This window comes from Streptomyces sp. NPDC006193, assembly GCF_040613915.1.
Lineage (GTDB): Bacteria > Actinomycetota > Actinomycetes > Streptomycetales > Streptomycetaceae > Streptomyces.
Window position 1 is genome coordinate 1 of the sequence record NZ_JBEXTB010000005.1, and the last position, 19,328, is coordinate 19,328.

Annotated in this window: 20 protein-coding genes; 13 read left to right on the forward strand and 7 right to left on the reverse strand. The window is 73.0% G+C overall.

The window, feature by feature from the left end; all coding sequences use genetic code 11:
- Together ABZ261_RS07095 and ABZ261_RS07100 are read right to left on the reverse strand one after the other, a co-directional pair.
- Nucleotides 1-274: isochorismatase family protein (locus ABZ261_RS07095; RefSeq protein ID WP_356856170.1), on the reverse strand; the 274-nt coding region annotated here is incomplete at its 3' end.
- A 95-nt stretch (nt 275-369) separates the two neighbouring features.
- On the reverse strand, nt 370-1,716 hold the full coding sequence (locus tag ABZ261_RS07100) for a nicotinate phosphoribosyltransferase (RefSeq protein ID WP_356856172.1): 1,347 nt from the start codon (nt 1,714-1,716) through the stop codon (nt 370-372).
- 56 nt (nt 1,717-1,772) lie between these two features.
- Between ABZ261_RS07100 and clpS the strand changes: the two genes are divergently transcribed.
- The 9 genes from clpS to ABZ261_RS07145 all read left to right on the forward strand — a co-directional run bounded on the left by clpS (nt 1,773) and on the right by ABZ261_RS07145 (nt 8,220).
- On the forward strand, nt 1,773-2,090 hold the full coding sequence (clpS, locus tag ABZ261_RS07105; protein ID WP_356856174.1) for an ATP-dependent Clp protease adapter ClpS: 318 nt from the start codon (nt 1,773-1,775) through the stop codon (nt 2,088-2,090).
- A 13-nt stretch (nt 2,091-2,103) separates the two neighbouring features.
- Entirely contained in the window at nt 2,104-2,703 is a 600-nt protein-coding gene (locus ABZ261_RS07110; RefSeq protein WP_356856176.1) for a DUF2017 domain-containing protein, read from the forward strand.
- Nucleotides 2,704-3,022: 319 nt separating this feature from the next.
- Nucleotides 3,023-4,441 carry an amino acid permease gene (locus ABZ261_RS07115; RefSeq protein WP_356856178.1) on the forward strand — a complete coding sequence of 473 codons (1,419 nt, stop codon included), beginning with the start codon at nt 3,023-3,025 and terminating at the stop codon, nt 4,439-4,441.
- Between the two features lie 133 nt (nt 4,442-4,574).
- Complete coding sequence (locus tag ABZ261_RS07120) at nt 4,575-4,997, forward strand: M67 family metallopeptidase (protein ID WP_356856180.1); 423 nt, start codon at nt 4,575-4,577, stop codon at nt 4,995-4,997.
- Nucleotides 4,998-5,076: 79 nt separating this feature from the next.
- Nucleotides 5,077-5,172, forward strand: coding sequence for a putative leader peptide (locus tag ABZ261_RS07125; RefSeq protein WP_356856182.1), 96 nt, complete (start codon nt 5,077-5,079; stop codon nt 5,170-5,172).
- 116 nt (nt 5,173-5,288) lie between these two features.
- Nucleotides 5,289-5,567 carry a MoaD/ThiS family protein gene (locus ABZ261_RS07130; RefSeq protein ID WP_356856184.1) on the forward strand — a complete coding sequence of 93 codons (279 nt, stop codon included), beginning with the start codon at nt 5,289-5,291 and terminating at the stop codon, nt 5,565-5,567.
- 16 nt (nt 5,568-5,583) lie between these two features.
- Complete coding sequence (locus ABZ261_RS07135) at nt 5,584-6,534, forward strand: cysteine synthase (protein WP_356856186.1); 951 nt, start codon at nt 5,584-5,586, stop codon at nt 6,532-6,534.
- Nucleotides 6,535-6,599: 65 nt separating this feature from the next.
- Nucleotides 6,600-7,061 carry a hypothetical protein gene (locus tag ABZ261_RS07140; RefSeq protein ID WP_356856188.1) on the forward strand — a complete coding sequence of 154 codons (462 nt, stop codon included), beginning with the start codon at nt 6,600-6,602 and terminating at the stop codon, nt 7,059-7,061.
- 406 nt (nt 7,062-7,467) lie between these two features.
- Nucleotides 7,468-8,220 (forward strand): MBL fold metallo-hydrolase, encoded by a 753-nt coding sequence (locus tag ABZ261_RS07145; protein WP_356856190.1) that lies wholly within the window; start codon nt 7,468-7,470, stop codon nt 8,218-8,220.
- A gap of 73 nt (nt 8,221-8,293) precedes the next feature.
- Here the strand turns inward: ABZ261_RS07145 and ABZ261_RS07150 are convergent, their stop codons facing one another.
- Nucleotides 8,294-9,598 (reverse strand): PTS transporter subunit EIIC, encoded by a 1,305-nt coding sequence (locus tag ABZ261_RS07150; protein ID WP_356856192.1) that lies wholly within the window; start codon nt 9,596-9,598, stop codon nt 8,294-8,296.
- A gap of 430 nt (nt 9,599-10,028) precedes the next feature.
- On the opposite strand from ABZ261_RS07150, the gene ABZ261_RS07155 reads away from it, so the two are divergent.
- The 3 genes from ABZ261_RS07155 (at nt 10,029) to ABZ261_RS07165 (ending at nt 11,674) form a co-directional block, all read left to right on the forward strand.
- Nucleotides 10,029-10,262 (forward strand): PTS glucose/sucrose transporter subunit IIB, encoded by a 234-nt coding sequence (locus tag ABZ261_RS07155; protein ID WP_030610403.1) that lies wholly within the window; start codon nt 10,029-10,031, stop codon nt 10,260-10,262.
- A gap of 124 nt (nt 10,263-10,386) precedes the next feature.
- Nucleotides 10,387-11,130 carry a ribonuclease PH gene (gene rph, locus ABZ261_RS07160; RefSeq protein WP_356856194.1) on the forward strand — a complete coding sequence of 248 codons (744 nt, stop codon included), beginning with the start codon at nt 10,387-10,389 and terminating at the stop codon, nt 11,128-11,130.
- Between the two features lie 136 nt (nt 11,131-11,266).
- Nucleotides 11,267-11,674 (forward strand): hypothetical protein, encoded by a 408-nt coding sequence (locus tag ABZ261_RS07165; protein WP_356856195.1) that lies wholly within the window; start codon nt 11,267-11,269, stop codon nt 11,672-11,674.
- A 150-nt stretch (nt 11,675-11,824) separates the two neighbouring features.
- On the opposite strand, the gene ABZ261_RS07170 is transcribed toward ABZ261_RS07165, so the two are convergent.
- The 4 genes from ABZ261_RS07170 to ABZ261_RS07185 are packed head-to-tail and all read right to left on the reverse strand — an operon-like array spanning nt 11,825 to nt 15,195.
- Complete coding sequence (locus ABZ261_RS07170; protein WP_356856197.1) at nt 11,825-12,547, reverse strand: DUF1707 domain-containing protein; 723 nt, start codon at nt 12,545-12,547, stop codon at nt 11,825-11,827.
- A 9-nt stretch (nt 12,548-12,556) separates the two neighbouring features.
- On the reverse strand, nt 12,557-13,519 hold the full coding sequence (locus ABZ261_RS07175) for an ATP-binding cassette domain-containing protein (protein ID WP_356856199.1): 963 nt from the start codon (nt 13,517-13,519) through the stop codon (nt 12,557-12,559).
- A 1-nt stretch (nt 13,520) separates the two neighbouring features.
- Nucleotides 13,521-14,339, reverse strand: a complete 819-nt coding sequence (locus ABZ261_RS07180; RefSeq protein ID WP_356856681.1) for an ABC transporter permease — start codon at nt 14,337-14,339, stop codon at nt 13,521-13,523.
- A gap of 55 nt (nt 14,340-14,394) precedes the next feature.
- The gene (locus tag ABZ261_RS07185; RefSeq protein ID WP_356856201.1) at nt 14,395-15,195 is read right to left on the reverse strand and encodes an ABC-2 family transporter protein; all 801 of its coding nucleotides are present in this window, start codon (nt 15,193-15,195) and stop codon (nt 14,395-14,397) included.
- A gap of 1,086 nt (nt 15,196-16,281) precedes the next feature.
- On the opposite strand from ABZ261_RS07185, the gene ABZ261_RS07190 reads away from it, so the two are divergent.
- Nucleotides 16,282-19,176 (forward strand): transglycosylase domain-containing protein, encoded by a 2,895-nt coding sequence (locus ABZ261_RS07190; RefSeq protein WP_356856683.1) that lies wholly within the window; start codon nt 16,282-16,284, stop codon nt 19,174-19,176.
- Nucleotides 19,177-19,328 lie beyond the last annotated feature (152 nt).

Below are 19,328 nucleotides of genomic sequence, written 5' to 3' on the forward strand. Positions count from 1 at the left end.
CGGCGGGGGCGAAGTTCGGGTGGAAGCCCACGCCCTCGGTGCCCGCGACGCAGTGCGCGGGCCAGGAGCGGACGTAGTCGGGGTCGTCGGCGAAATGGCCGCCGGGCGCGATGTGGTGGTCGCGGGTGGCCACCACGTGGCGGTAGCCGGTGCCCGCCGCCTGGCCGATCAGCTCGGTGACGGCGGCGGCCACGTCGGCGCCGCCGGCCACCGCGAGGCTGCCCCCCTCGCAGAAGTCGTTCTGCACGTCTACGACGATCAAGGCGCGGCGCATGGTGGGTGTCCTTCGACTGAGAGTGAAGTAACTGAGCCTAGGCAATTCCGGGCTGCTGCGGGAGGGGGCGTCGAGGGGCGGAGGACGGTCCCGCTCTAGCTACCCGAGCGCCCGTGGACGTACTCCGTCGGAATGACGGGTTCACCCCTGGACAGCTGGGTGGCGGACAGGGGCAGTCCGGCGCGGGCGGCGATGTGGCGGTCGCGCGGTACGTCCAGCGGCTCGCGGGCGATCACCTCGCCGCCCTTGATCAGCTGCACCAGCAGCTGCCGGTCGGCCAGCTCGGCCGGGACCGGCCCGGTGCCGACGACCTCGGCCTCCGCGGTCCCCTCGGCGTCCACCCGGCGCGCCGCCCACTTGCGCCCGCCGACGGAGGTCTTGCCGCCGGTGGACTTCTTCGCGACCGGCGCCAGCGGCGCCCTCGGGTCGGCGCTCTCGGCGCGGGCGACCAGCTTGTAGACCATGGACGCGGTCGGGTGGCCGGAGCCGGTGACCAGCTGGGTGCCGACGCCGTACGCGTCCACGGGCGCGGCGGCCAGCGAGGCGATGGCGTACTCGTCCAGGTCCGAGGTGACGATGATCTTGGTTCCGGTGGCGCCCAGCTCGTCCAGCTGCTGCCGCACCCGGTGGGCCACCAGCAGCAGGTCGCCGGAGTCGATGCGGACCGCGCCCAGCTCGGGGCCGGCCACCTCCACCGCCGTGCGGACCGCCTCGGTGACGTCGTAGGTGTCCACCAGCAGGGTCGTGCCCCTGCCGAGGCTGTCGACCTGGGCCTGGAAGGCGTCGCGTTCGCGGTCGTGGAGCAGGGTGAAGGCGTGGGCGGAGGTGCCGACGGTCGGGATGCCGTAGCGGAAGCCGGCCGCCAGGTCGGAGGTGGTGGCGAAGCCGCCGACGTACGCGGCGCGGGAGGCGGCCACGGCGGCCAGTTCGTGGGTGCGCCGGGCGCCCATCTCGATCAGCGGGCGGTCACCGGCCGCGGAGGCCATGCGGGAGGCGGCGGCCGCGATGGCCGAGTCGTGGTTGAGGATGGACAGGATGACGGTCTCCAGGAGCACGCACTCGCCGAAGGTGCCCTCGACCCGCATGATCGGCGAGCCCGGGAAGTACACCTCGCCCTCGGGGTAGCCCCAGACGTCCCCGCTGAAGCGGTAGTCGGCGAGCCACTTCAGGGTCTCCTCGTCGACGATCCTGCGCTCGCGCAGGAAGCCGAGGACGCCGGCGTCGAAGCGGAAGTTCTCCACCGCGTCCAGGACCCGGCCGGTGCCGGCCACCACGCCGTAGCGGCGCCCGTCCGGCAGCCGCCGGGTGAAGACCTCGAACACGCTGCGCCGATCCGCCGTGCCGGCCTTCAGGGCGGCCTGCAGCATCGTCAGCTCGTACTGGTCCGTGAAGAGCGCCGTCGAGGGAACGTCCACCGGCAGCCCAAGGTCCGCTGTGTTCATGACGATGATCGTACTCCCTTTTCGTCGGTGTGACGATTTATCGGCGCCGTGGCAGCATGGGCTGTGTGACGTCACCCGCGCCCGTAGAGATCGAACGCACCGAGTCGGCGGAGGATGTCTTCGCCGTACCCGAGCCCGACCTCCCCTGGGTCACGATCGTCCACAACGACCCGGTCAACCTCATGAGCTATGTGACGTACGTTTTCCAGACGTACTTCGGCTACTCCAAGGACAAGGCCACCAAACTCATGCTCGACGTCCACCACAAGGGCCGGGCGGTCGTCTCCAGCGGGAGCCGCGAGGAGATGGAGCGCGACGTGCAGGCGATGCACGGCTACGGTCTGTGGGCCACCCTCCAGCAGGACCGGAAGTAGCCACCGAACCCACATGCCCGGACACTTCGAACCGCTCCCCGGCGGCGGCGCGGCCGTCGCGCTCGACGACGTCGAGATCTCCATCATCCGGTCGCTGGCCGTCCAGCTGCTGGAACTGATCGGCCCCGGCCCCGGCGCCTGCGACGACCCGCTCGCCGAGCTGTTCGCCGAGGGGCCGAGCGAGCCGCCGGCCGACCCGGTGCTGCGCAGGCTCTTCCCGGACGCCTACAGCGACCCGGAGGAGGAACCGGCCTCGCCGGCCGAGGCCGAGCGGCGGCGGGCGCACTCCTCCGAGTTCCGCCGCTACACGGAGAACGACCTGCGGGCCGGCAAGCGGGAGAACGCGCTCGCGGTGATCCGCTCCCTGGACGCGCTCACCCCGGCCGGCGACGGCGGGGCGGTGCTCGAACTGTCCCCGCAGCAGTCCCGGCAGTGGCTCGGGGCCCTCAACGACCTCCGGCTGGCGATCGGCGCCCGCCTGGAGATCGCCGACGAGGACGACGCCGACGCGCTCCACCGGCTGCCGGACACGGATCCGCGCAAGCCGATGGTGCTGGCCTATCTGTGGCTGGGCGGTCTCCAGGAGACCCTCGTCGACACCCTCATGGCCTGAAGTCGACTGTCGCGTGCGTCCGCTCAGCGGACGCTCCATCGCGGATAACGATCCTATTACCGCTGTGGACGTTTTTGCCGCATTAGGGCGTTCTTTGTCCGGTTTTCGCCGTGTGATGCGCCCCACACCCCTCTCGTGATCAGTGTTGCGGCCGTGATAAATCTTCACGACCGCCCGGCGAACACCACCCATGTTCACCGGGTGCGCCACCGAGCCGACGACCGTCGGCCAGGCAACAGCTCCATCAATCCGGGGGGATCGAAACCCGATCCGAGGCCGACGAAAGGCCCGGGTCGGCATGGAGAAAGGCGCACCATTCATGACCTCTGAGAAGGTCACCACAGCCCCTGAAGAAGGGTACGAGCGCGGGCTCGGCAGCCGTCAGGTGCAGATGATCGCGATCGGCGGCGCCATCGGCGTCGGTCTGTTCCTGGGAGCCGGGGCGAACATCGCCAAGGCCGGTCCCAGCCTGATCCTGATGTACGCCCTCGCGGGCGTGATCATCTTCTTCATCATGCGGGCCCTGGGCGAGCTGCTGCTGTACCGCCCGGTCTCCGGTTCCTTCGCGGAGTACTCCCGCGAGTTCCTCGGTCCGTTCTTCGGCTACTTCACCGGCTGGACCTACTGGCTGATGTGGGTCGTGACCGGCATGGCCGAGCTGACGGCCGCCGCGATCTACGTCAACTACTGGTTCCCGGCCGTCCCGCAATGGGTGACGGCGCTGGTGTTCCTGGTGATCCTGTTCGTGGCCAACCTGATCTCGGTGAAGCTGTTCGGCGAGATCGAGTTCTGGTTCTCGATGGTCAAGGTGACCGCCCTCATCGGCATGATCGTCATCGGCCTGGGCGTGCTGACCTTCGGCTTCAGCCAGGCCGGCGACACGGCCGCCGTCGCCAACCTCTGGCAGTTCGACGGCTTCTTCCCCAAGGGCATCGGCTCCTCGCTGATGACGCTCCAGGGCGTGATGTTCGCCTACCTCGCCGTCGAGCTGGTCGGCGTCACCGCGGGCGAGTCCGAGGACCCGGAGAAGACCCTCCCCAAGGCGATCAACACCCTGCCCTGGCGCATCGCGCTGTTCTACGTCGGCGCGCTCACCGTCATCCTGTGCGTGGTGAAGTGGACCCAGTTCGCCGAGGGCGTGAGCCCCTTCGTGAAGGCGTTCGCGGTCATCGGCATCCCGGCCGGCGCCGGCATCGTCAACTTCGTGGTGCTCACCGCGGCCCTGTCGTCCTGCAACTCGGGCATGTACTCCACCGGCCGCATGCTGCGCACCCTCGCCGACAACGGCGAGGCCCCGCGGGTCTTCTCCCGGCTGTCGTCGTCCAAGACGCCCGCCCTCGGCATCACGGTCTCCGTCGCCTTCATGGGCATCGGCGTGATCCTCAACTACATCGTCCCGGAGAAGGCCTTCGGCTACGTCACCTCCGTCGCCACCGCGGCCGGCATCTGGACCTGGCTGATGATCCTCGTCAGCCACGTCCTGTACCGCCGCGCGGTCGACGCGGGCCGGCTGCCCGCCAGCGCCTTCCCGGCGCCGGGCGGCGCGAAGTGCTCCTACGTCGCCATCGCCTTCCTGCTCTTCGTCACCGGTCTGATCGCGTACGATGCGGACTCCCGCGTCTGCCTGTACGTGATGGCGGTCTGGGCGGTCGCCCTGGGCGTCGGCTGGATGGTCCTGAAGTCCCGCACGCCGGAGATCGCGGACCGGCGGGAGCCGGAGCTGGAGAACGTGGGCTGACCCCTCCCACGGACGTCCGGCGGCCGGGGGCACTCGTGGGGCCCCCGGCCGCCGCCGCTCAGGACGTCCACCATGCGGGCCGTCCCGTACCGTTCTGCGGTACGGGACGGCCCCTCTGCTTATCCTGGCCCCCATGCTGACCCTCACCCAGGCCCTGTACGACCAGATCGTCGCCCACGCGCGCGAGGACCACCCCGACGAGGCGTGCGGCGTGGTCGCCGGACCGGCGGGCTCCGGCCGCCCCGAGCGGTTCATCCCGATGCTCAACGCGGCCCGCTCGCCCACCTTCTACGAGTTCGACTCGCAGGACCTGCTGAAGCTCTACCGCGAGCTGGACGACCGCGACGAGGAGCCGGTGATCATCTATCACTCCCACACCGCGACCGAGGCCTACCCCTCCCGCACGGACATCTCCTACGCCAACGAGCCCGGCGCCCACTACGTCCTGGTGTCCACGGCCGACGCCGACGGCCTCGGCGAGTTCCAGTTCCGCTCCTTCCGCATCCTCGACGGCGAGGTCACCGAGGAGGAGGTCAAGGTCGTGGACGCGTACTGATCTCAACTGGTGGTTGGCATCCGTCCGTCATGCGGAATCACATTCCAGGACCCGGACGGGGAATCGATACGATGAGCGCATGGTTCTGAACGACGTGAGCGACAAGGCGCCGGGCACGCTGCTCGTGGCGCGGCTGCACGTCGACCTGTGCAGGCTGAACAGCGCCCTCTGTTGACGTTCCCCGCCGCCGCGCGGCCGTGAGCCGCGGCGCTCCCCACCCCGGTGCCGAGAAGCCTGGGGACCCCGCGCGCCCCCCGACCCGACGACACCTCCCGACAGGAGCCCTGAGCCATGGCCATCGAGGTCCGCATCCCCACCATCCTCCGCACCTACACCGACGGCCGGAAGGCGGTCGAAGGCACCGGGGCCACCCTCGCCGAGCTGTTCGCCGACCTCGAGACCCGGCACGCGGGCATCCAGGCCCGGATCGTGGACGGCGACCAGCTGCGCCGCTTCGTCAACGTCTACCTGAACGACGAGGACGTCCGCTTCCTGGACGGCATCAACACCAAGCTGTCCGACGGCGACAACGTGACCATCCTGCCGGCCGTGGCCGGCGGCATGCGCTGATCGGCCGTCCGCAGCGATGCGCTACGACTCCCCGCTGGCCGCGGTGGGCAACACCCCCCTGGTGCGCCTGCCGCGGCTGTCGCCGTCCCCGGACGTGCGGATCTGGGCCAAGCTGGAGGACCGCAACCCCACCGGCTCGGTCAAGGACCGGCCCGCCCTGCACATGATCGAGCAGGCGGAGAAGGACGGCCGGCTGACCCCGGGCTGCACGATCCTCGAGCCCACCTCCGGCAACACCGGCATCTCCCTCGCCATGGCGGCCAGGCTCAAGGGCTACCGGATGGTGTGCGTGATGCCGGAGAACACCTCGCAGGAGCGGCGGGACCTGCTCGGCATGTGGGGCGCCGAGATCGTCTCCTCGCCGGCCGCGGGCGGCTCCAACACCGCCGTGCGGGTGGCCAAGGAACTGGCCGCGGAGCACCCCGACTGGGTGATGCTCTACCAGTACGGCAACCCGGACAACGCGGGCGCCCACTACGCCACGACCGGCCCCGAGATCCTGGCCGACCTGCCCTCGGTGACCCATTTCGTGGCCGGCCTCGGCACGACCGGCACCCTCATGGGCGTCGGCCGCTACCTGCGCGAGCACAAGCCGGACGTGAAGATCGTCGCGGCCGAGCCGCGCTACGACGACCTGGTCTACGGCCTCAGGAACCTGGACGAGGGCTTCGTGCCGGAGCTGTACGACGCCTCCGTCCTCACCACCCGCTTCTCGGTCGGCTCGGCCGACGCGGTCACCCGCACCCGTGAACTCCTCCAGCAGGAGGGCATCTTCGCGGGCGTCTCCACCGGCGCCGCCCTGCACGCGGCGATCGGCGTCGGCCGCAAGGCGGTCAAGGCGGGGGAGTCCGCCGACATCGTCTTCATCGTGGCCGACGGCGGCTGGAAGTACCTCTCCACCGGCGTCTACACGGCGGCCACCACGCAGGAGGCCATCGAGACGCTGCGGGGCCAGCTCTGGGCGTAGCGGTGGATCCGTCCGCCCCGGCGGCACGTCACACCGGTGACGGCCCCGACGGAAAGGCGGACCCCATGCGCCGTACGACGCCCCTCGCCCTCGCCGCGGCGGCGCTGCTCCTCGCGGGCTGCGGCTCCCGGGAGGGCGCCGGCAGCGGCGGCGCGGCGCCGGCCCCGCCCCGCTGGGTGACGCCGTCGCCCGCCGGGTCCGCGGGCGGCTGCACCGCCCGCGCGGAGCTGACGGCCGCCGACGACGGGCGCACCGTCTGCGTGAGCCGGGACGGCGAGGTGCGGCTGACCCTGGACGGCACCCGGGCCCGCCCCTGGAAGCCGGTCGCCGCGAGCGGCACGGCGCTGGCGGCCGTCGACGCGGGCCTCGTCCTGCGGCCGGGCGACGCCACGGCCGCGTACCGGGCGGTGGCCGCCGGCACGGTGACGCTCACCTCGTCCCGCCCGCGGTGCGCCGAGCCCACCGCACCGGGCCGGGCGTCGTGCGGGGCCGTCCAGGACTGGACGGTCACCGTCCGGGTGCGCTAGCGGGTGTGCTCCGGGCCCCGGCCCGGGAGGCGCCGCCCCCGGTCCCAGGGGGGATCACCCCGCCGCGCTCGCCGCGCACGGGCAGCACCGGGCAGTGCGGGTCCCTGGTCCCGCTCCGGTCCCCGAGGGGGACATCCGCCCGCGCGCCGGCCCACCGGGTCGTGTCCGCACGACGACGTCACCGGCGCGCGTCGTCCACCGCGCGCCTGCTGTGATCCTCGTGCGCCCCGGGTCCAGCCGAACCGGTGACAGCACAGGTGAGTTCCCCCACAACGGCCCCGGGCGGAGGAGCGACCCGCGCTTTCGCGCCTTACGCTCGACAAACCGCACGACCCCCGTCAGCCCTCATCCTGAGTGGCCTCCCCGTCCCGCCCACCGGTTTCCCGCCAACGGAGGTTTCTGCTTCATGAAGCTCACCGTCGTCGGCTGCTCGGGGTCGTTCCCGTCCGCGGAATCGGCCTGCTCGAGCTACCTCGTCGAGGCCGACGGCTTCCGGCTGCTTCTCGACATGGGCAACGGCGCCCTCGGCGAGCTGCAGCGCCACTGCGGTCTCTACGACCTCGACGCGATCTTCCTCAGCCACCTGCACGCCGACCACTGCATCGACATGTGCGCGTACTTCGTGGCGCGCTACTACCGGCACGACGGCGGCCGGTGCGCCCCCCTGCCGGTCTACGGCCCGGAGGGCACCGAACACCGCCTGACCACGGCCTACGCGGACACCCCCTCCGCCTCCTCCATGAGCGAGGTCTTCGACTTCCACACGGTCAAGCCGTCCACGTTCGAGATCGGCCCGTTCACCGTCCACACCGAGCGGGTCCGCCACCCGGTGGAGGCGTACGGCATCCGGATCGAGCACGGCGGGAAGTCCCTGACGTACTCCGGCGACACGGGCGTCACCGAGGCGCTGGACGAGCTGGCCAGGGACGCCGACCTGTTCCTGTGCGAGGCCGCGTTCACGCACGGCAAGGAGAGCATCCCCGACCTGCACCTCAACGGCCGCGAGGCGGGGGAGACGGCGGCCCGCGCGGGCGCGCGCCGTCTGGTCCTCACCCACATCCCGCCGTGGACCGACCCCGAGGTCAACCTGCGCGACGCCCGCGAGGTGTTCGGCGGTCCGGTGGAGCTGGCGGTCCCGCGGGCCGCCTACGAGATCTGAGCCGCCCCGCGCACGGACAGGGCCCCCGGAGCAGCGGCTCCGGGGGCCCTCGTGTGCGCCGTGGCGGCCGGCCTCACGCCTTGGTGAGGTCCTCCACCTCCTCCTCGGGCTCACGGCCCGGGGTGGGCAGGTCGAACTTGGTGATGGCGAAGCGGAAGACCACGTAGTAGACGGCGGCGAAGACCAGGCCGACCGGGATCAGCAGCCAGGGCTTCGTGGAGATGCCCCAGTTGATGACGACGTCGGTGAGACCGGCCGAGAAGCTGAAGCCCATGTGCATGCCCAGCGCCCAGGTGAGGGCCATGGACACCGCCGTGAGGACCGCGTGGATCGCGTACAGCAGCGGGGCGATGAACATGAAGGAGAACTCGATCGGCTCGGTCACGCCGGTGACGAACGAGGTCAGGGCGAGCGAGGTCATCATGCCGAGGACGGCCTTGCGGCGCTCGGGGCGCGCGCAGTGGGCGATGGCCAGGGCCGCGGCCGGCAGACCGAACATCATGATCGGGAAGAAGCCGGTCATGAACATGCCCGCGTGCGGGTCGCCCGCGAAGAAGCGGGGCAGGTCGCCGTGGAAGGTGGTGCCGGCGGAGTTGGTGAAGTCGCCGATCTGGAACCAGGCCACGGAGTTGACGAACTGGTGCATGCCGATCGGGATCAGCGCGCGGTTGATGAGGCCGAACAGGGCCGCGCCGACGGAGCCGAGTCCGGTCATCCACTCGCCGAAGTCGGTGATCACGTCACCGATGGGCTGCCAGCCGAGGACCACCAGGACACCGAGGGCGGCGCCGACGACGGCGGTGATGATCGGCACCAGCCGGCGGCCGTTGAAGAAGCCGAGCCAGTCCACGAGCTTCTTGCGGTGGTAGCGCTGCCAGATCACCGCGGTCAGCAGGCCTATGATGATGCCGCCGAGCACACCGGGGTTCTGGAAGGTGGCGGCCTGTGCGGCCTCGTGGCCCTTCTGCCAGTATCCGCCGAAGGGAGCGACGGGGGTGTAGGTGGCGCCCTCGTGCCCGTCCTTGACGGGGAACTGGTGGATCACCGCGTAGTAGGTCAGGAAGGCGACCACGGCGGCCAGTGCCGTGGAGCCGTCGGCCTTCTTCGCGAAGCCGATCGCCACGCCTATGCAGAACAGCAGGGGCAGGCCGAACGAGCTGTCGAACAGGACGCCGCCGGCCCCCGCGAAGACCTTGGCGACGTCCGCCGGGAGGTGCAGCTTCTCCTGGACGTCGGGCTGGCCGAGGCGCATCAGGATGCCCGCCGCCGGCAGCACGGCGATCGGGAGCTGGAGGCTGCGGCCGACCTTCTGCAGGCCTTGCAGCAGCCCGGATCCCCGCTTCTTCGCGGGGGCCGCCGTGTCGGTGGCGGTGCTCATACTTCCTCCATCGGTGGTGGTCTACACCACTCAGTGGTGTAGACCTGTTGTAGCACGATGAAGGCGGCGTAAGGAACCGCCAGATTCGCTACCGGGACACTACGCCCAGTGCCCGCCCCGCGGGCCCGCGACGGCCCCCCGGAGCACCCCGCGCGAGCGTGGTCGTGACCCCCGGTAACCCCCTGTGCTCAGGCGGCGGCGCGGAGCTCCCGGTCGCGCCGACGGGCGGCCCGAGGCATCCGCCCGGGGCCCCTGAGCAGGGCGCGGACGGCGCGGTTTGGCGACCTCACCCACGGTGGTGTAGACCAGTCGGCGGGGACGGTTCCGCTGTCGTGGCCGCCATCGTCCGGCACGGACGGCATGACCGCTCGCAAAGATGGGCCAACTGTGGGTTACTGCGACAAAGCGGTTCGGATCAGGGAGAAGGAACATGGCCAGCAAGGCTGAGAAGATTGTCGCCGGGCTCGGCGGCATCGACAACATCGAGGAGATCGAGGGCTGCATCACCCGGCTGCGCACCGAGGTGTCCGACGCCTCGCTCGTCGACGAGGCCGCCCTGAAGGCCGCAGGCGCCCACGGCGTCGTGAAGATGGGCACCGCCATCCAGGTCGTCATCGGCACCGACGCCGACCCGATCGCGGCGGAGATCGAAGACATGATGTGACCCCCGGTCCACCGGGGGCCCGGCGGCCGCCGGACCCGGTGCGCCGCCGGAGGCGGCTCACCCTCGAGGGGCTTCTCCCGACGCGGGAGAGGCCCCTTGCGCGTGTGCGGATAGGCTCGGCCGCATGTCTCGCATCGACGGCCGTACCCCCGAACAGCTCCGCCCGGTCACCATCGAACGGGGATGGAGCAAGCACGCCGAGGGCTCCGTCCTCGTCTCCTTCGGCGACACCAAGGTCCTCTGCACCGCCTCCGTCACCGAGGGGGTCCCGCGCTGGCGCAAGGGCAGCGGCGAGGGCTGGGTCACCGCGGAGTACGCCATGCTGCCCCGCGCCACCAACACCCGCGGCGACCGCGAGTCGGTCAAGGGCAGGATCGGCGGCCGTACCCACGAGATCTCCCGGCTCATCGGCCGTTCTCTGCGGGCCGTCATCGACTACAAGGCGCTCGGCGAGAACACCGTCGTCCTCGACTGCGACGTCCTGCAGGCCGACGGCGGCACGCGCACGGCCGCGATCACCGGCGCGTACGTCGCGCTGGCCGACGCCGTCGCCTGGGCCCAGGGCAGGAAGCTCGTCCGGGCGGGCCGGCAGCCGCTCACCGGCACCGTCAGCGCCGTCTCCGTCGGCATCGTCGACGGCGTGCCGCTGCTCGACCTCTGCTACGAGGAGGACGTGCGCGCCGAGACCGACATGAACGTCGTCTGCACCGGCGACGGACGCTTCGTCGAGGTCCAGGGCACCGCCGAGGCCCAGCCGTTCGCGCGCGAGGAGCTCGACGCCCTGCTCGACCTCGCCGTCACCGGCTGCAGGGAGCTGGCCGTGCTCCAGCAGGAGGCACTGGCCAGGACCGTGACCGGCGGGCAGTGACGCACACGGCGGCCGCCGCGGGACCGTCGCCGCGCCCGGGGCAACCCACTGCGCCCCTGCGGCGTCCCTGTGGGTACGGGCGCACGGCCCACCGGGCGTGCGCCCGGCCGTCCGTCCCAGGGGAGGGGAACCCACCATGTCCGCCAGCCGACGCCCACGCCGGGGCCGCGTCACCGCCATCGCCGCCGCCGTGGCCGCCGCGGCGCTCGCCGCCGGCCTCACCACCGGCTGCGACGCCGTGGACAAGGCCCTGGACTGCGTACAGACCGCCGACGCCATCGCCGACAGCGTGACCGATCTCCAGCAGGCCGTGCAGAACGCCGCCGACGACCCCGCCCGGGCCGACGCCTCGCTCGACTCCATCGAGAAGAGCCTGCGCGAGATCGACGCCAAGACGGACGACGCCGACGTCGACCAGGCCGTCGACCACCTGGACAAGGCCCTCGACAACGTCCGCTCGGCGATCCGGAACGGCGACGAGACCCCGGACGTCAGCCCCGTCACGGACGCGGCCGGCGAGCTCACCAAGGTCTGCACCTCGTAACCGGGCCACCGGAGGAATCCGGGCGGCCCCCCGGCCCCGGCGCGCCGGCTGCGCTCAGCCGTCGTCCGGATGCCGGCCGGTCGTGGCGGCCCCGCGCAGCCGGGCGGTCCCGCGCGCCCCGGGCTTCCGCGGCGGGTCGCGGCGGGTCGCTCAGGGTTCGCCGTCCCGCCGCTCCCGCGCCCGGTGCAGCTCGTGCCGGGCCTCCCTGCGTTCGAGCCTCTCCCGGCGGCGCTGCTCCTTCAGCCGCTGCCGCTGCGCGCGCGGGAGCTTGCGCTCCACGCCGACCCCGCCCCAGAACGCGAACCCGCCGACGACCACCCGCGGCGCCCCCGGCTCGGGCGGACCGTCCTCCCGCGGATGCTCGAAGGCGCCCATCACCCCGACGCCGCGGACCACGACCTCCACCCCCGGCGGCACCACGATCTGCACCCCGCCCATCACGGCCACGCAGTGGATCTCGACCTCGCGGTCCGCGAAGTCCGCGTCCCTGAGGTCGATCTCGCCGCCGCCCATGAGAGCGAGGCAGCTGAACCGCTTCGGCACCGTCCAGCGGCCCTTGCGCTGGAACCCCGACAGGATCGCCACCGCGCCCGTCGAGGACCCGGCGCGCCCGGTGATCCGGCTCCCCCAGCCCCCGTTGTCCGGCGCCTTGGCGAAGGAGACGGGCGCGGGGGCCGCCCCGCCGGCCGCCGGCAGGTCGCGGGTCAGCGGCGCCAGCTCGCCGTACGTCCGCGCCGTCCAGGCCGCCTCCAGCCGCTGCTCGAACTCCTCCATGTCGAGCCGCCCCTCGGCCAGGGCGTCCCGCAGGACCTCGGCGACCCGCTCGCGGTCGGCGTCGGACGCCCGGAGGTCCGGGGCTGCGTCGTCGCTCATGGCAGCAGCCTACGAGACCGCCTTCTCGGCGTACATCCTGGCGATGACGGCCTCGATGTCCGGCTCCCGCACCGACAGGTCGACCAGCGGATAACGGGCCGCCAGCTCCGCGACCAGCGGCGCCGCCGACTGCCCCGCCGGGAACGCCAGCCACTGCCGCGGCCCCTCGACCCTCACCACCCGCGCCGCCGCCACCTCCACCGGCGGCAGCTCCCCCGCCAGGTCCACCACGAGGGTCCGTTCGCTCTGCCCGGCCTCGTGCAGCCCCGCGAGCGGGCCGTCGTACACCAGCCGGCCGTGGTCGATCACCATCACCCGGGAGCACAACTGCTCGATGTCCTGCAGGTCGTGCGTGGTCAGCAGCACGGTCGTGCCGTGCTCGGCGTTCAACTCGCGCAGGAAGCCCCGCACCTTGGCCTTCGACACGACGTCCAGGCCGATCGTCGGCTCGTCCAGGTACAGCACCTGCGGGTCGTGCAGCAGCGCCGCCGCGATGTCCCCGCGCATGCGCTGTCCCAGCGACAGCTGCCGCACCGGCACGTCCAGCAGGGCGCCCAGCTCCAGCAGTTCCACCAGGCGGTCCAGGTTCTGCCGGTAACGGGCGTCCGGGATGCGGTACATGCGGTGCGCGAGCCGGTAGGAGTCGATCAGGGGCAGGTCCCACCACAGGGTGGTCCGCTGCCCGAACACCACCCCGATCCGCTGCGCCAGCCGCGTCCGCTCCCGCGCGGGATCGATGCCCGCCACCCGCAGCCGTCCGGCACTCGGCGTCAGGATGCCGGTCAGCATCTTGATCGTCGTCGACTTGCCGGCGCCGTTCGGCCCGATGTACCCGACCATCTCCCCGCGCGCCACGGTGAACGAGATCCCGTCCACCGCCCGCACCTCGCGCCGCTCCCGCCTGAGGAACCCGGTCCTCCTGCGCACCTCGAAGACCTTCTCGACCCGGTCCAGTGCGATGAAGTCGCCCACGCTAGCTCCCTGTGCCGCGGTACGAACGAAGTCCCGCCCGCCAGGCAAGCCCGGCCGGCACCCAGCACGCCACCGCCACCAGCGGCGGGGCGAACGCGGCCCCCGGGGGCAGGTCCAGCGGATACGGCCGCCCCAGCAGGTAGCTCGCCGGCAGCCAGTTGACGAAGGCCAGCGGCAGCACGAACGTCACCCCGCGCACCAGCTCCTCCGCGAAGACCGTCGGCGGGTACTGCAGCAGCGCCGTGCCGCCGTAGGTGAAGGCGTTCTGCACCTCCGAGGCGTCCTGCGCCACGAACTGGAACGCCGCCCCCGCCACGAACACCGCGGCGAAGATCCCGAACCCGCTCACCAGCGCCACCGGCATCAGCAGCAGCCTGGCCGCCGTCCAGTCGACGTCCAGCCGGGTCAGCGACCAGCCCAGCACCAGCGCCCCCTGTGTCACCCGGCCCAGCCGCCGCAGCGCGAACCGGTCGGCCGCCACCTGCGCCAGCACCGGCGCCGGCCGCACCAGCAGCGTGTCCAGCGTGCCGTCCCGCACCCGCCGCCCCAGCCGGTCCATCGACCCGATCACCAGGTCCGCCAGCCCGAAGGAGGTCGCGGACAGCCCGTACAGGAACGCCACCTCCGGCAGCGTGTAGCCGCCGAGCGCGTCCACCCGGGAGAACATCAGCATGATCGCGACGAAGTCGAAGAACGTCGCCGCGAAGGTGCCGAACGTGGTCATGACGAAGGACGCGCGGTACGCCATCGTGGACCGCACCCACATCCCCGCCACCAGCCGGTACGTCCGCAGGCCCGCCACCAGCCGGTACGCCCGCACGCCCTCGGCCGGCCGGTGCGCCCGCGCCCCCTCGGCCGCCCGTGCCGCCCGCGGCTCAGCCACCCTGCACCACCACCCGGCGTGCCGCCGCCGACTGCACCAGCCGACCGGCGCCCAGCAGCGCCGCCGCCCACGCCGCCTGGAAGAGGTGGACGGACGCCGGATCGCCGTGCCCGAGCAGGATGTCCGCCGGCGCCTGCAGCAGCGACGACCACGGCAGGGCCCGCACCACCTCCCCGAGCGTGCCGGGGAACACGTTCAGCGGCAGCAGCATCCCCGAGCAGAAGTAGCCGAGGAGCCAGGCCATCTGCATCACCCCGGTGCCGTCCAGCAGCCAGAACGCGCTCAGCGCCACCAGGTACCGGATGCCGAAGCCGACCAGCATCGCGAGCAGCACGGCCACGCCGAACGCCGCCCAGGTGCCGGCGTCGGACGGCAGGTACGCCGGGAAGCACAGCGCGCCGAACAGGAACGGGAAGAGTCCCCGGCCGAGCAGCTGGAAGCAGGCCCGGCCCAGGTCGGCCGCCAGCCACCACAGCTGCAGGTCGGCCGGCCGGTACAGGTCGATGACGACGTCCCCCGTACGGATGCGCTCGATCAACTCGTTCTCGACGCCGCCGCCCCCGATCGCGAGGGTCGACAGGAACGCCTGCCCGAGCCAGACGTACGTCACGGCCTGCGCCTGGTCGTACCCGCCGAGATGCGGCTTCTGCTCCCACAGCGCGCGATATGAATAGACGAAGATCAGCCCGAAGGCGGTGTTCGTGAACACCCCTGCCGCAGTGGCGGCCCGATAGGTCGCGTACCGTCTGAATCCCCCTGCCGCGACGGCCGCGTACAACCGTCCCGCGCCCACGCCAGTCGACCTCCTCGGACCGCTCGCACCGAAGCGCAGGAGCCTAGTGGCGGAGGCCGGCGGCCGGCCATGCGTTTTCCGGCCGGAAGCGTGCCGGGATCCGGGAACGGAACGCCGGGTGCGAGAGTCTTCAACCAGGGGGCGCAGAAGCGTACGAGGCGTACGGGAACGTACGACGCGAAACAGGAGTCCGTGCACGACATGAGCGACGAGCCGCAGCCGCAGCAGCGGAACGAAGGCGTGGCACCGGAAAGGCCGCTGCCGGCTGAAAGGCCCGGGAACCCGGGGGGCCGTGAGGACACGGCCGCCGAGCCGCGCAGAGGAAGGACCGACCCCGCCGCGAGGCCGACGAACCGCGAACCGGCCCGCCGCACCGGGGACACCGCGGTGCCCCGGACCGGCGACGAGAGCACCGGCCGGCCCGGGCGCCCCGGGGAGTCCGGGCGTTCCGGCGGGCCCGAGGGGGCCGGGCGGCCCGCGGGCGCCGGGCCCCGGGGCGGCCGGGCCGGCGCGCCGGGTGCGTCCGGGCGCAATTCCGGCCGGGCGGCCGGGGAGGAGCCCGGCGCGGGCGACTCCGCGTCCCGGCCGGACTCCGGCCCGGCGCGGGACCGTACGGCTTCCGTGGCGCGTGCCCGCCAGGCGGCCGGGGCGCGGACCGAAGAGCCGGGTGCCGCGGGCGGCGGCCCGGCGTCCGGTGACCGTGCCGCGTCCCGCGGTGCCGAGGCCGCGTCCGGCCGTGCTCCGGCGTCTGCCGGCGCCCCGGCCTCCGGCGGTGGCCCGGCGGGCGGCAAGCGCCCCGGCGAGGACGGGAAGGGCGCCTCCGGGACCCCGCTCGCCCCGCAGGAGGCTCCGTCGGCCGAGAGCACCCAGGTGCTCCGCCGCATCACCCCGTCCCAGGGCTCCCCGGCCCGATCCGCGCCCGCGCCCCGGTCCGGCGAGACCGGCCGCCAGGCCGGGACCGGTGACGCGGCCCGCGCCGCCGGTACCTCCGGCAAGGCCGCGGGCAGCGCTGAGGAGGCCGGCAGGACGGCCGGCGGCGCCCAGGTGCCCGCCGCCCGGACGGAGCACGCGCCCGAGACCACGCAGGTGCTCCGGCGCGTCGGCGCGCCGCGTCGAGGTGAGCCGGGCGGCGGCGCGGAGGCGGGGGCTTCCCCGTCGGACCCGTCAAAGTCCGCGCCCCGGCCGGGCGGCCGGAACCGTTCCCAGCCCGCCGGCGCCCCCGCCGACGCGGCCGGCGCCGCGGAGGCTCCCGGGTCCGGCGCCACGTCCGCCCCCGGTGAACCCACCGGCGCCGCCGCCCCGTCCAAGGGCTCCCCGGCCGCCGCGCGTGCCGCCCGTGCCGCCCGCGCGGCCGGCGCCGCAGGTGGCGCGGGCGCCGCCGCCGGAGCGAGCGCGGCCGGTGCGGCTCAGGGCTCCCCGGCCGCCGCCGCGGGCGCCGCCGTCCCGACCTCCCCGGCCGCCGCGCGTGCCGCCCGTGCCGCCCGCGCGGCCGGCGCCGGCGGCGGCGGTTCCCAGGACCGCCCCGCGGTCTCGGGGGGCGCCGGTGGCGCGGGCACGCCGGGGTCGCCCGAGCCCGAGACCACCGTCCTCGCCGCCGCGGCCGGCGCCGCCGGGGGCGAGGGGAAGGGCAAGGGCGAAGGCAAGGCCGGCGGCGACGGCAAGCGGCCCCGGCGCACCGGGTGGCGGCGGCTCCTGCCCACCTGGCGGATGGTGTCCGGCGCCTTCCTCGTCGGCGTCCTCCTGCTCGCCGGTCTGTTCTTCCTCGGCTACTCGCTGGTGAAGATCCCGCCGGCCAACGCGTTCGCCACCAAGCAGAGCAACGTCTACCTCTACGCCGACGGCTCCCAGCTGGCCCGCGACGGCAAGGTCAACCGCGAGAAGGTCAGCCTCGCCCAGGTGTCCAAGGACGCCCAGCACGCCATCCTGGCCGCCGAGGACCGCGACTTCTACACCGAGTCCGCCGTGGACGCCAAGGCGATGATCCGCGCCGCCTGGAACACCGCGACCGGCAAGGGCAAGCAGTCCGGGTCGACGATCACCCAGCAGTACGTGAAGAACTACTACCTGGCCCAGGAGCAGACGGTCACCCGCAAGGCCAAGGAGTTCTTCATCGCGATCAAGCTGGACCAGAACAAGTCCAAGGACCAGATCCTCGAGGGCTACCTGAACACCAGCTACTTCGGCCGCAACGCCTACGGCATCCAGGCCGCCGCCCAGGCCTACTACGGCCGGGACGCCGCGGACCTGGACCCGGCCCGCGCCGCCTACCTCGCCGCGCTCGTCAACGCGCCCAGCGAGTTCGACGTCGTGGCCCACCCGGAGAACAAGAAGGCCGCCCTGGCCCGCTGGAACTACGTGCTGGACGGCATGGTCAAGAAGGGCTGGCTCAGCGAGGCGAAGCGCACCGGCATGGAGTTCCCGATGCCGAAGGAGCAGACGATCTCCACCGGCCTGTCCGGCCAGCGCGGCTACCTCGTGGAGGCGGTCAAGCAGTACCTGACCTCCCACAACATCATCGACTCCGACCACCTGGCGGCCGGCGGCTACCGCATCACCACCACCATCCAGAAGGACCGGCAGGACGCCTTCGTCAAGGCGGTCGACGACCAGCTCATGTCCAAGCTGGACAAGGAGAACCGCAAGGCGGACACCTACGTCCGGGCCGGCGGCGCCTCCGTCGACCCGAAGACCGGCAAGGTCGTGGCGATGTACGGCGGCATCGACTACGTGAAGCAGTACACCAACGGCGCGACCCGCGGTGACTTCCAGGTCGGTTCGACGTTCAAGCCGTTCGTGTTCACCTCCGCGGTGGAGAACGGCTCGACCACCCAGGACGGCCGCAGGATCACCCCGAACACCGTCTACGACGGCACCAACCAGCGCCCGGTCCAGGGCTGGAGCGGCGGCGCCTACGCCCCGGAGAACGAGGACCAGCGGTCGTACGGCGACATCACCGTCCGCAAGGCCACGGACCTGTCGGTGAACTCCGTGTACGCGCAGATGGCCGTGGACGTGGGCCCGGCCAAGGTCAAGCAGACCGCCGTCGACCTCGGCGTCCCCGCCACCACCCCGGACCTGCAGCCGTACCCGTCGATCGCCCTCGGCACCGCCACCGCCAGCGTCCTGGACATGGCGCAGGCCTACGCGACGCTCGCCAACCACGGCAAGCACGGCACGTACACGCTGGTCCAGAAGATCACCAAGGACGGCACCCAGGAGATCGAGCTGCCCGGGCAGGCGATGAAGCAGGCCGTCAGCCGGGAGGCCGCCGACACCACCACGTCCGTGCTGCAGAGCGTGGTCGAGAGCGGCACCGCCACCGCCGCGCAGGCCGCGGGCCGTCCGGCGGCCGGCAAGACCGGCACCGCCGAGAGCGACAAGGCCGCCTGGTTCGCGGGCTACACCCCCGACCTGGCCACCGTGGTCGCCGTGATGGGCCAGGACCCGGTCACGGCGGCGCAGAAGCCGCTGTACGGCGCCCTCGGCCAGCCCCGCATGAACGGCGGCGGCCCGCCCACCCAGATCTGGGCGCAGTACACGCGCGAGGCGCTGAAGGGCAAGCCGGCCGCCGACTTCGACCTCGAGCTGGAGGCCGGCGCCGACCAGCCCGAGCCGCCCGTCTCCGCCGCTCCGTCCGAGCCCGGCGCCGACGGCGACGAGGACACCGGCGACACCCCCGCCGACGACGGCGACGAGGACGGCGGCGCGAGCGCCACCCCGACCGACGGCGGCGCCACCGGCGCCCCCGCCACCGGGGGGACGGCCACCACCGGGTCGCCCGCCACCGGCGGGACGAACACCACCGGCGGGCCCACCACCGGCGACGTGACCGGCGGGGGCGCGGCCGACGGCGGCGGCGCCCCGGGCGGCGGCACGACCGGCGGCGGGACCCCGGGCGGCGGCGCGGCCACCGGCGGAGGGGCCGACACCGGCGGCACCACGGGCACGGTCACGGGGCCTCAGGGCGGCCCCGGCACCTGACGCCCCGGGAGCGGCGAAGACACGACAAGGAGGGCCGGTGACCTGGTCACCGGCCCTCCCGCGCGTCGTCGCCCGGTGCCGTCCGCGCCTTCGACGCCCCGGAGACCCGGACGTCCCGGAACACCCGGATCGCGCCGGAGACCCCGGACGTC

Coding starts and splice junctions, on each gene's coding strand:
- ABZ261_RS07100 (WP_356856172.1), bottom strand. CDS start 1,716: ATGAACACAGCGGACCTTGGGCTGCCGGTGGACGTTCCCTCGACGGCG.
- clpS (WP_356856174.1), top strand. CDS start 1,773: ATGGGCTGTGTGACGTCACCCGCGCCCGTAGAGATCGAACGCACCGAG.
- ABZ261_RS07110 (WP_356856176.1), top strand. CDS start 2,104: ATGCCCGGACACTTCGAACCGCTCCCCGGCGGCGGCGCGGCCGTCGCG.
- ABZ261_RS07115 (WP_356856178.1), top strand. CDS start 3,023: ATGACCTCTGAGAAGGTCACCACAGCCCCTGAAGAAGGGTACGAGCGC.
- ABZ261_RS07120 (WP_356856180.1), top strand. CDS start 4,575: ATGCTGACCCTCACCCAGGCCCTGTACGACCAGATCGTCGCCCACGCG.
- ABZ261_RS07125 (WP_356856182.1), top strand. CDS start 5,077: ATGGTTCTGAACGACGTGAGCGACAAGGCGCCGGGCACGCTGCTCGTG.
- ABZ261_RS07130 (WP_356856184.1), top strand. CDS start 5,289: ATGGCCATCGAGGTCCGCATCCCCACCATCCTCCGCACCTACACCGAC.
- ABZ261_RS07135 (WP_356856186.1), top strand. CDS start 5,584: ATGCGCTACGACTCCCCGCTGGCCGCGGTGGGCAACACCCCCCTGGTG.
- ABZ261_RS07140 (WP_356856188.1), top strand. CDS start 6,600: ATGCGCCGTACGACGCCCCTCGCCCTCGCCGCGGCGGCGCTGCTCCTC.
- ABZ261_RS07145 (WP_356856190.1), top strand. CDS start 7,468: ATGAAGCTCACCGTCGTCGGCTGCTCGGGGTCGTTCCCGTCCGCGGAA.
- ABZ261_RS07150 (WP_356856192.1), bottom strand. CDS start 9,598: ATGAGCACCGCCACCGACACGGCGGCCCCCGCGAAGAAGCGGGGATCC.
- ABZ261_RS07155 (WP_030610403.1), top strand. CDS start 10,029: ATGGCCAGCAAGGCTGAGAAGATTGTCGCCGGGCTCGGCGGCATCGAC.
- rph (WP_356856194.1), top strand. CDS start 10,387: ATGTCTCGCATCGACGGCCGTACCCCCGAACAGCTCCGCCCGGTCACC.
- ABZ261_RS07165 (WP_356856195.1), top strand. CDS start 11,267: ATGTCCGCCAGCCGACGCCCACGCCGGGGCCGCGTCACCGCCATCGCC.
- ABZ261_RS07170 (WP_356856197.1), bottom strand. CDS start 12,547: ATGAGCGACGACGCAGCCCCGGACCTCCGGGCGTCCGACGCCGACCGC.